Source organism: Leptospira ainazelensis (assembly GCF_016918785.1).
Classification (GTDB): Bacteria; Spirochaetota; Leptospiria; order Leptospirales; family Leptospiraceae; genus Leptospira; species Leptospira ainazelensis.
Window position 1 is genome coordinate 1 of record NZ_JAFFPT010000059.1, and the last position, 928, is coordinate 928.

The 928-nt window shown below is 32.1% G+C and carries 2 protein-coding genes; both read right to left on the bottom strand.

Annotated features, from left to right (window positions below):
• Positions 1-266 precede the first annotated feature (266 nt).
• Positions 267-473 carry a toxin-antitoxin system, antitoxin component gene (locus JWG44_RS13420; RefSeq protein WP_205275480.1) on the bottom strand — a complete coding sequence of 69 codons (207 nt, stop codon included), beginning with the start codon at positions 471-473 and terminating at the stop codon, positions 267-269.
• Between the two features lie 3 nt (positions 474-476).
• The gene (locus JWG44_RS13425; protein ID WP_205275484.1) at positions 477-773 is read right to left on the bottom strand and encodes a BrnT family toxin; all 297 of its coding nucleotides are present in this window, start codon (positions 771-773) and stop codon (positions 477-479) included.
• Between the last annotated feature and the right edge of the window lie 155 nt (positions 774-928).

The window sequence follows — 928 nt, forward strand, 5'->3', positions numbered from 1 at the left end:
ACAATCAAGTATTGTATTAATATCCCTCATTGTAAATCCATCTAATTGTTTAGTTATTTCTAATACTACTTGATCTAAATCTTTATAATCTTCTCATTTCATGTGTATATTAGCGAGAGTTTTTAATAATGAGAAAATTATTGTCTCATGCACTTAATCGGATAATTGCCTTTAAAAATTTTAGCCATGTTACATGAAAAGCTACCAAGTGCAAGATTGCAATAGCTCGATGTCGTCTAACGAAGTGAGAAGCCGTAGCTGAAAAACTAAATAGAAAGTTCTTTTTGAAGTTCGACTTCTTTCTTAAGAACCTTGTTAATGATAGAATTTAAGTCTTTACCTTTAGAAGAGGCAATTTTGGAAAAATATTCCTCGATATCGTTATCAAGATATATAGGCAAATGTATATCCTTTTTGTCTTCAATAAAGAAAACGCCTTTTTTACCTTTAGAAAAATCGTACTGTTTTTTCATTTTTTAATCTTTGCCTAATCTTTGAAGGTATTCTTTTTCTTCCGATTTGTCGGCTTTTCTGGCGGAAATTATTCTTAACTTTTCTTCTTCTTTATTAGATTTGTCTACAAAAACAACAACGATCACAGTAAAATTTTCAATTTTCCCAAGGACAAGCCACCTTTCCTCATTTTCTGAATGTTTTTCATCAGGAATGTAGATTGCATCTTTATCTAAAAAGACCTGAGACGCTTGCTTAAACGTTATCTGATGCTTTTTAAGATTTGAAGAGTTTTTCTTATTATCCCATTCGAAAAGCATTTAGATTAGATATATTATAGATTAAGCAGTAGTAAATCAGAATTTTTACCAATTCTCTTTTTGGAATCAGAATATTTTTAAGCAATGTCGACTAACGAAAGAGGCTTCTCGACGTTGCGTCCGCAAGCGCCTGTGCGCGACGCGGTTGGCACCAG

Bases quoted from the DNA above. Each gene is read 5' to 3' on its own strand.
- JWG44_RS13420 (WP_205275480.1), bottom strand. From the start codon at position 473: ATGAAAAAACAGTACGATTTTTCTAAAGGTAAAAAAGGCGTTTTCTTT.
- JWG44_RS13425 (WP_205275484.1), bottom strand. From the start codon at position 773: ATGCTTTTCGAATGGGATAATAAGAAAAACTCTTCAAATCTTAAAAAG.